Origin of the sequence: Occallatibacter sp. (genome assembly GCF_049802275.1) — a bacterium.
GTDB lineage: Bacteria > Acidobacteriota > Terriglobia > Terriglobales > Acidobacteriaceae > Telmatobacter.
Window position 1 is genome coordinate 1 of record NZ_JBARMD010000270.1, and the last position, 9,231, is coordinate 9,231.

Below are 9,231 nucleotides of genomic sequence, written 5' to 3' on the forward strand. Positions count from 1 at the left end.
CCATGGGGTTCTGATTTAGTTTACACCAGCTGAAGTCCCTGAAGCGCGGGCTGGTCAATGCGGCGGACAATATTGCAAGTCCGCGGCATTGGCCTCAATGCGACGGCGGTACAAACTCCGACGGAAGCGCGGAGCCTTCGCCGAAGAAGAACTGCTCCATCTGTTCGACGAGGAACTGTTGCGCCTGCGGGGTCCAAGGCTGAAGGCGGTACTCGTTGAGCAGCATCTTCTGCCGGTCGACCCACTCGCCCCATGCGGCCTTTGACACGTTCTTATAGATCTTCTGACCGAACTCCGAATCGAAGGGCGGCTCGTCAAGGCCCTCCATTTCCTTCTTATAACGAACACAAAAAACCATATGCGCCATCGTTCCTGCTCCTGTTTTTTATTGTATGGGAGCGATGAGGACGCACCAGATGGAATGTGCGGGGAGCCGCCCTTCACCGGACAATTCCCCGCAGGAAGAAACTTCAGAACGCAGCAAGACCATTGAGACCCGCCGACGCGGGAAGGCCTTCCACCTGCCCGTCATTCAGCAAGATTCCGTCGCTCAGGAAAGAGAAGATGGCCGATGGTTCCAGTGCCTGCATTGAGCGCATAGACGAAGCGGCCGTCCTGGCTGAACATCGATTTCAAGTGATTGCTGCCACTTTCCTTTAACTCGTACAATCAAACTGAACTCATTATGTGCGGCCGGTTTGCTCGTCGATCAACGCAGGAGGTCCTCGCCGACTGGTTTGGCGTGGAGCCAGAGGATATGCCGTGGTTTGCGCCCACGCATAACGCGACGCCGCAAAGCACGCAGCCCGTTGTGCGGCTGAACAATGAAACGGGCAAACGCGAATTCGCACTGATGCGGTGGGGGTTTGTTCCCTACTGGGCCAAAGATGCCAAGGTCGGCTACTCCACCATCAACGCGCGCTCCGAAGAGGTTGCGGCCAAGCCGCTGTACCGGGAGGCCTTCAAAAGACGCCGATGCCTGATTCCTGCGGACGCGTTTTATGAGTGGCAGCGCATCGACTCGAGGACCAAAAAGCCGTTCGCGTTCGGAATGCAAAGCGGGGCACCTTATGCCTTTGCGGGGCTGTGGGAGCGGTGCAAGCCAAAGGAAGGAGACCCGCTCGAAACATTCACAATTCTTACCACCGATCCGAACGAGCTGGCCGAGCCTGTGCACAACCGGATGCCGGTGATCCTGGAGCCCCACGACTACACGCGGTGGATGGATCCGGGCGATCCAACGCGTCCGCCGACTGACCTGCTGCGGCCGTATCCTGCGGAAAAGATGCGGTCGTGGGCCGTATCGATGGTTGGTGGAATCTGATTCCACACGGTGAACTGCTCACAGCCGTCGCGTGTCCTGTTTGCGCCTCGACAACGCCTTCCGGTTCATCGATGACACCTGAGCTGGCGCTTAGTCGTAACGCTCGAAGATGATTTGCTTGCGGTGCCAGCCGTAGCTTGCCAGCTTTTCGCGGACGCCGGCGACCATGTTATTGAGGCCGCAGATATAAGCGTAGATGTCGAAGTTGAGTTCGGCCGGCAGAATGGATGGATCGGGCGGCGGGACCGGTAATGTGATGCCGAGGCGGGTGGCGCGCTCTTCAACGATGCGGGCGACGTGATCTTGCACGTAGCCGCGAAGACCTTTCCAGCTTTCGTCTGCGCGGCTTAGCGTGGGCAGGTAATGGAAGTTGGGCTTGCGGGCGGCTAGCGACTCAAACTCCTCTCGGTAGTAGAGCTCGCTCTCGTGGCGGGTTCCGTATACCATCCAGATCTCCTTGCCTTCGCTGCGGTCGATGCCGGCGTCGGGCCCGGTCTCAGGGAAAAGCCACTGCGCGAAGCCGCGCATGGGGGCGATTCCGGTGCCGGTGGAGATGAAGATGGAATCAGTGACGGGCTGCTTGAGGATGAAGTGGCCGTGAGGGCCGTGAACCTGGACGGTTCCGCCGGGAGGGAGCTCGGTGAGATCGGCGAGGTGGTTTGAAAAGAATCCCTCGGGCACGCGATTGACGCAGAGTTCGAAGTGGTTGCCATTGGCCGCTGAGGCAATGGAGTAGGCGCGGGTCTGCTGCTTGCCATTGGAGTCAGGAGCGACAGCGGAGATGAACTGCCCAGAGACGAAGGGAAAGGATTTCAGTTCGTCGAGAACGAAATCGAAGTGGTAACACTGGGCCGATTCAGAGATCAACGTCTTGCTTGCCAGACGTGCCGTATACGTTTCACGCGCCAAGGTGGGTTCTCACTTGCAAAGGAAGATGAGGCATAAATAGAGCCAAATGCAGTATATCGTCCGGCGTGCGCGGAGCCGGGTTCGCATTTTGTGAGCGTAGATACGGAAGTTTGTGGGATAAAACAGCGGTGGCTGCGGCGATTTGGTTCTACGCCAGAGCGTGCCAGCAGAGTTGAAGGCCCATTACAAAAAGCCAGAGCGAGAGCGCGAGGCGCATGGTGCGGACGGGGATGCGCGAGGCAAGTCCGGTGCCGAGGAGCGCGCCGAAGACGCCTCCAGCGATGAGGTTGATGAGCAGAGACGAATTGAGGCCGGCGTTGCTGAGGTGAAGTGTGCCACCGATGAGCGAAAGGCAGAGCCCGAAGGCAAGGTCGGTACCGACGATGCGGCGGGCGTCGAGCGGGGTCAAGCCGAGGAGGGCTAAGGTGCCAAGTGCTCCGGCGCCAGAGGAGGAAAAGCCTACCTCAGCGCCGATGGGGAGCATGACGATGGCGAGCCATCGGGGGGAGTTGGTGCGGTGCGTGGGTTCAGCGGCGGGGCGGAAGTGGCGAAAGATGTGCCACGCCGACGAGACGGCGATCATGATGCCGAGGGCGAGGAAGAGCCAGAGATTGTTGGCAGAGTCGTGCGCGACGCGCTGGAAGATGAGTGATCCGATGGCTACGCCTGGAATTCCGGTGGCGAGGATGAGGCCGAGGGTGCGCCACTCGACTTGTTTGCGCCAGATTTGGACGGGGACGACGACGAGTTTGACGGCTGCAGAGTAGGCGAGGGCCGTGCCGACGGCTTCGGCTACAGGCACGTGGAGAAACAGGATGAGCAACGGCGCGATGAGCGTGCCTGCGCCAACGCCAGTGATGGCGATGAGTGTGGCGATGGCAAATCCTAGAAGAAGTTCCATGGCGATCTCCGGAGTTCAATGAGCCTGCAGGTGAATGCCGCACTCGAGCTTGCGGCCGGACCAGCGGCCTGAGCGCGGGTCGTTTTCATCGAAGGGCAGGCTGGTACAAGGAGCGCAACCGATGGAGGTGTATCCCTTTTCGTAGAGCGCGAGAAGCGGGATAGAGTGCTGCTCGGCATATTGCCAGACGTCGCGGGTGGTCCACTCCGCGAGGGGGCTAAGCTTGGCGAGGATTTTGCCGGTGGGCAGGGTGAAGAACTCGTGCGCCTGGAGGTCGGCTCGTGATTTGGATTGCTGGCGGCGCAGACCGGTAACCCAGGTGGTGTAAGAATCGAGGGCGCGGAAGAGCGGCTCTACTTTGCGCAGTCCGCAGCAGCGGTCGGGGGCGGTTTGATTGAGGATGCCGAATTGCGACTCCTGATCGGCGACAGACTGCTCGGCCTGGACATTGATGAGATTCAGGTTCCACTCTGAGGCGATCCGATCACGGTAGGCGAGGGTTTCAGGGAAGTGGTAGCCGGTCTCGAGGAAGATGACCGGGATCTGCGGCTGGAACTGGAGGGCCATATGGAGGACGGCGACGTCTTCGGCCTGGAAACTCGAGGTGATGCAGGCGCGCTGCGCGTGCTCGAGGTGCTCGCGGAGGAAACCGGAGGCGGTGAGGGCGAGACTGTCAGATGCCGAGGCCGTTGTCATTGTCGTCTTCTCCTATGGGAATTGAGGCGAGGCGGTGGATTTCATTGAGGATCTGGTCTGGTTCGTCGTAGACCAGTTCCGAGGGGATTTCAGTGGGTATAGCACTAAGCACGTCGGCGCGCGTGAATGTGATGGGGGTGGCTTCGTTTGACTCGAGGATCACGAATGCGCCGAGGCGCGCAAAGGTGAGGAGCTGGGGTGAGACAGGAGCCCAGGTGCGGAGGACTATGGCGCCCTCAGCAAGAAGGGACTGCTCGATCCGCGAGGCGTGACCGGAACGATAGCCGAGATTAAGCAATCCAATGGTTGCATGTTTGGGAATTGCGTCGGCACTGTCGTGGATGGCGCGGATCATGCCTGCGCCGGCGGTGGTGTTGTCTGTGGGATCAATAAGGATGAAGCTGCCAGTGGCGCGGCTGTCGCGGTAGAGATCGGCGAGGAGGGGGCGGCTGGTTTCGATGACGACCTGTCCGATGTCGTTGAGGGCTAGCTGCGAAGCGGAGTTTTCGGCAAGGTGTTCGACATCGATGCGGGAGCGTAGCTCGGTGATGGTGGCACGGACGGTCTGGGCGGTGTGTTTGAGCAGGTAGGTCGCGCCGGGGCGGAGGGGTTTGGAGTGCATCCAGACAACGGTGGCTTCGACGCCGCTGGTTTTGCGCGGGGGCGCGGTGACGGAGGAGATCATGTCGCCGCGGCTGAGGTCGATTTCGTCTTCGAGGGTGAGGACTATGGATTGAGGAGCGCGAGCACGGGCCAGTTCGCCGTCGTAGGTGGAGATTGTGCGGACGCGGGTGCGGCGGCCTGAGGGAAGCGCCAGCACTTCGTCGCCGGGCTGGACGGAGCCTGCCGTTATCTGGCCGGCGAAGCCGCGGAAATCCTGATGAGGACGGACGACGCGCTGGATGGGCAACCGGAAGGTTGCGTGTGTGCGATCCACCGCAAGCGGGAGCGTTTCGAGGAGTTCGAGAATGCTGGGGCCTGCATAGAAGGGCATCCGTGCGCTGCGATGGACTACGTTGTCTCCATCGAGTGCGCTCACGGGCACGGGGATTAGCTGCGGAATCTTGAGTTGACGCGCGAGGCCCTGCAGGCTTGCGCTGTGGGAATGGAAAACTTCCTCGGAGAAATCGACCAGGTCCATCTTGTTGATGGCGGCGATCACGATCGGAATTCCGAGGAGCCCGGCGATGCAGGCATGGCGGCGGGTCTGGGCGAGGATGCCTTTGCGGGCGTCGACGAGGACGATGGCGACATCTGCGGTAGATGCGCCGGTGGCCATGTTGCGCGTGTACTGCTCGTGGCCGGGGGTGTCGGCAATGATGAATTTGCGTTTGGGCGTGGAGAAGTAGCGATAGGCGACGTCGATCGTAATTCCCTGCTCTCGCTCGGCGCGGAGGCCGTCAGTGAGCTGAGCGAAATCGATTGCGGCGTTGCGGGTGACGGAACGGATGTGGTCGTCGTAGACATTGTGGGAGTCGTAGAGCAGGCGGCCGATAAGGGTGGACTTGCCGTCATCGACGCTGCCGGCGGTGGAGAAGCGGAGAAGGTCTTTGGCGAGCTCGGCTTCGAGGCGCTGTTCGATAGGCTCAGGAGCGGGAGTTGCCAGGAGTCCCTCAGGGGCTAAAGCCCCCGTAATTTTGGTGCTTCCTATGGCACGACTGAAGTCGTGCCCTTTCAAAACTGACGTTTCTCCATGGGCAGTGAAGTCGTGCCCTTTCAGAACGTCTGCTTGTGCATTCCCGTCCTCGGTCGGCGCGGAAATGCCCCTCAGTGTGTTTTGCTCTACAGTGGCCATCAGAAGTATCCCTCGCGCTTTTTCAGTTCCATGGAACCGTCCTGGTCGTGGTCGATGATGCGGTTGGCGCGCTCGGAATTGCGGACGGCCATGAGTTCCTCGATGATTTTGGGAACTGTGTCGGCTTCGGAGCGGATGGCACCGGTGCAGGGGCTGCAGCCGAGAGAACGCAGGCGGCACGTGACCCACTGCTCTTCTCCGGGCAGACCCTGGATGAAGGGCTGTTCGAGGGGGATGAGTGAGTCGGCGCGGACGAGCATTTTGCGCGGCTTGGCGAAGTAGAGCGGAACGATGGGAATTTTTTCGAGATGGATATAGTGCCAGATGTCGAGTTCGGTCCAGTTGGAGAGGGGAAAGACGCGGATGCTTTCGCCGGGGCCGATGCGGCCGTTGAATAGGCTCCATAATTCGGGGCGCTGGTTCTTTGGGTCCCACTGTCCGGCGGAATCGCGGAAGGAGAAGATGCGCTCCTTGGCGCGGGATTTTTCTTCATCGCGGCGTGCGCCGCCGAAGGCCGCGTCGAAGCCATGGGCGCGGAGGCCGTCGAGGAGGGCCTGGGTTTTGAGGTATCCGCAGCAGCGCTGGGTGCCGAGTTTGATGGGGTTGGCTCCGTCGGCGAGGGCTTCTTCGTTGCGCCAGACGATGAGCTTGAGGCCGAGTTCGGCGGTGTAACGGTCGCGGAATTCGAGCATCTCGCGGAATTTATAGCCGGTGTCGACGTGGAGGAGCGGGAACGGAATCGGCGCGGGGTAGAATGCCTTTTGCGCGAGGCGAAGCATGACGGACGAGTCTTTGCCGATGGAGTAGAGCATCACCGGGTTCTGGAACTCGGAGGCGACCTCGCGGAAGATGTGGATGCTCTCCGCCTCGAGAAGCTGGATGTGGCTCAAGCGCTCCTCGCGGCGGACCTCGTCTGCGAGTGGCGCGGAGCGGCCTTCGGGAGTGATCGCGTTCAGCTCGGCGGTGGTGGCGATTGTCATGTTTCTCCGGATCGGTTGTTTTGAGGGCAATAAAAAAACCGCGGCTGCAGAGAGGCTGCGGCGCGGGGTATGGGGAATTCCGGTGAGTCTTAGAGGTGGCTTATCCCATAGTCCGGCGCGGCGCACAACAACATGCGCAACAAGCGACCGGCATGGAACAAAGACTCATTGGGATTACTATACGGGGGTCTGGATGTGAGGTCAATCACATACGAGTGAGTACGCGCGGTCACGGGTATTCCCTGATCGGTTTGCACCTGACCGATATACAGAGAAACAAAGCCGGTTACGGTGCTGCTTAATGACGCGACTGCTCCAATTCAGCTGCTGCGATGGTCAAGGGTCCTGCGGACTCCCGGTTGTCGGACGGCAGACTTGATTTGGCTCTTGGGGAGGATCGCTGAGAAAAGGATGCTGTTTGGGTGGCGCTTTCCGGCAGCGCGTAGGCCAGCGCCATTGCAGCCCAGTTGCTGCCTGCAGCGGAGATCCATTGATTATGGCCGTGCGGGAAACCGGCATCGAACCACGGTTGGAAGCCTAGGGCTCGGGTCTGCACATACCATGATCCATCTTGCTGCTGCGTGTTCAGGAGCAGTTTGATTCCGCGCTGATAAGCCGGACTGGAAGCGGGAAGACCTGCAATGTGGAGCGCAACAAGGCTTTTGCCGGTGGCATAGGCTGTGCTCTGCGTGGTGGGCAGGTCGGACCATCCGCCATCGGGACGCTGCATGGCAAGGAGTTCTTTGACGGCTTGCCGGGTTGCGGCTTTGTTTGTACCGGCCCATGCGAGGCCCGCTACGCGCCAGCTGCGGTCGTCGTTGTTGTAGGAGCGTGCAGCCGCGAGCCAATTTGCCGCCAGGTCAATGGCCTTGCGGTATTCAGCGGCGTCGGCTTTGGGAGTGTAGAGCTGAAGAGCATGCATGGAGCGAGCGGTCTGTCCGATGTAATCGAGACAGATGGGCGGGCGGTTGTCAGCATGTTGGGCCGGCCACTCACCGTTTTTGTGCTGACGCAACAGAATGTATAGAGCGGCAGTGTCAGTGTTGATGTCGGGTTTGTAGCCCTCGGCAGCGAGGCCCATCAACTGATAGGCGAGAATGCCTTCGCTGAAGTTGTCCTCGGTGGGAACGATGAAGCCCTGGTGCAACCGGTCGCGCAGCTTAGCGAGAACGTCGACGTTGGCCTGCACCTGCACGGCATCACTTTGTTCGTCGATTCGGAAGCCACGCTTGCGCGATAGCCCCATGGTCATGGCGGTGAGGCTGTTGTCGTGGCAGGAGACGCAGCCGGAGTTGGTAATGAAGTTGGTATCGGCGCGCTGCAGGTGGGGAATGGTGTCCTGGACTGCGCGCTGAATGTTGTTGTCGCGGCGCATGGTGAGAGACACAGGGGTGAGCGGTCCGGGTTTGGCACCGGATTTCTCGAGCAGCTTGACGACCGGTGTATCGCCATTGTGCCGGGCGATATCGAGCACCGTCAGGCCCGAGTCGCCGGTCTTGGAATGCTTGTCGAGGGCGTTCACGTCGGCTCCATGATCTATAAGGAGCTGCACGGTATCGACGGGGAGATTATCGGAGATTGCCGCGTACATCAGCGGAGTCCGGCCAAGCGGGTCGTAGCCGTTGGCGTCGGCTCCGTGATTGAGCAAGGTGCGCACGTCGCGGGTGTCGGCGAAGACAACGGTGTCATTGAGCGAGAAGGTGAGGACGCTTTTGTCCGTGACCTGCTGGAGGATGCGGTCGACGCAACTGGGGCAATGCGCGGTGATGGCCATGGTGAGGCCGGTTTCGCCGGCCATTTTGGCGTCTGCTCCATGATCGAGGAGCATCATGACGACTTCGGGATCGCCGGAGGTGAGGGCTTCGATCAGGGGTGAAGATTCATTTTCGGGGCGGTAATTCGGATTGGGTTTCGCGCCGTGATCGAGGAGAAGTTTAACAACTGGGGCGCCGCCCGGACGCCGCGCGGCAATCATCAAGGGCGTGCGCATGTCGTCGGACCGTGCGTTTACGTCAGCGCCATGAGCTAGAAGGAGACGGGTCTTGTCGAGATCAGTGGCGGCCCACATGAGGGCGGTGGCATTGGTGTCGTTGCGCTTGTCGGGATCGGCTCCCATTTTCAACAGTTGTGTGAGAGTGGGCACATTGGTGTAAAGCACCGCATACATAAACGGTGTTGAGCCTTCGGGTCCGCGGGCGTTGAGGAGAGCCGGATCGGCGGTGGCGGACCTCATAAACGTGGGCAGGTCAGCGGCGCGGAGGGCATCGACCATGGCGATGGCCCGGGGATCGAGCGGGGGCAGGTCTGCTTCATTGGCGAGATCGTCGGGCCATTCGGCTCCCTGATCGATCCATTCTTTGACGATTTGAATTTGTTCGGGGCGAAGCGCACCGGTTGGGGGCATCTGGGCGCCGTACCCATCGCCGATGAGGCGGTGATAGACGAAGCTGTTGCTGCTGCTCCCGGGCACGACGCGGCGGGAGAACGACTTCATCACAGAGCTTCTGCGATCGAGCCGCATGCCGGCGCGCTGTTTGGCAGCGCCATGGCAATAGCCGCACTGCTCGCGAAAGATGGGTAGACCGTCGCGGCCGAAGTCGACCTTTGCGGGAGGTGGGGTCTGGGC

General features: G+C 60.6%; 8 protein-coding genes. 1 reads left to right on the plus strand and 7 read right to left on the minus strand.

The features are described 5' to 3' along the window. Positions 1-94 precede the first annotated feature (94 nt). On the minus strand, positions 95-367 hold the full coding sequence (locus WA354_RS09395) for an oxidative damage protection protein (RefSeq protein ID WP_472812749.1): 273 nt from the start codon (positions 365-367) through the stop codon (positions 95-97). A 318-nt stretch (positions 368-685) separates the two neighbouring features. Here WA354_RS09395 and WA354_RS09400 point away from each other — a divergent pair, with 318 nt between their 5' ends. Then, positions 686-1,324 carry an SOS response-associated peptidase gene (locus WA354_RS09400; RefSeq protein ID WP_472812750.1) on the plus strand — a complete coding sequence of 213 codons (639 nt, stop codon included), beginning with the start codon at positions 686-688 and terminating at the stop codon, positions 1,322-1,324. 90 nt (positions 1,325-1,414) lie between these two features. Here WA354_RS09400 and WA354_RS09405 read toward each other — a convergent pair whose 3' ends face one another. The 6 genes from WA354_RS09405 to WA354_RS09430 all read right to left on the minus strand — a co-directional run. Continuing rightward, positions 1,415-2,233, minus strand: a complete 819-nt coding sequence (locus tag WA354_RS09405) for a ferredoxin--NADP reductase (protein WP_472812751.1) — start codon at positions 2,231-2,233, stop codon at positions 1,415-1,417. A 148-nt stretch (positions 2,234-2,381) separates the two neighbouring features. Then, positions 2,382-3,134: a sulfite exporter TauE/SafE family protein gene (locus WA354_RS09410; protein ID WP_472812752.1), complete on the minus strand. Its 753-nt coding sequence runs from the start codon at positions 3,132-3,134 to the stop codon at positions 2,382-2,384. Between the two features lie 15 nt (positions 3,135-3,149). Continuing rightward, positions 3,150-3,830 carry a phosphoadenylyl-sulfate reductase gene (locus WA354_RS09415; protein ID WP_472812753.1) on the minus strand — a complete coding sequence of 227 codons (681 nt, stop codon included), beginning with the start codon at positions 3,828-3,830 and terminating at the stop codon, positions 3,150-3,152. Continuing rightward, on the minus strand, positions 3,808-5,625 hold the full coding sequence (locus tag WA354_RS09420; protein ID WP_472812754.1) for a sulfate adenylyltransferase subunit 1: 1,818 nt from the start codon (positions 5,623-5,625) through the stop codon (positions 3,808-3,810). The genes WA354_RS09415 and WA354_RS09420 overlap by 23 nt, the downstream gene beginning before the upstream one ends. Next, positions 5,625-6,605 carry a sulfate adenylyltransferase subunit CysD gene (gene cysD, locus WA354_RS09425; protein WP_472812755.1) on the minus strand — a complete coding sequence of 327 codons (981 nt, stop codon included), beginning with the start codon at positions 6,603-6,605 and terminating at the stop codon, positions 5,625-5,627. Before cysD ends, WA354_RS09420 begins: the two co-directional genes overlap by 1 nt. 298 nt (positions 6,606-6,903) lie before the next feature. Continuing rightward, positions 6,904-9,231, minus strand: a 2,328-nt coding sequence (locus tag WA354_RS09430; protein ID WP_472812756.1) for an ankyrin repeat domain-containing protein, incomplete at its 5' end; no start/stop codon positions are given.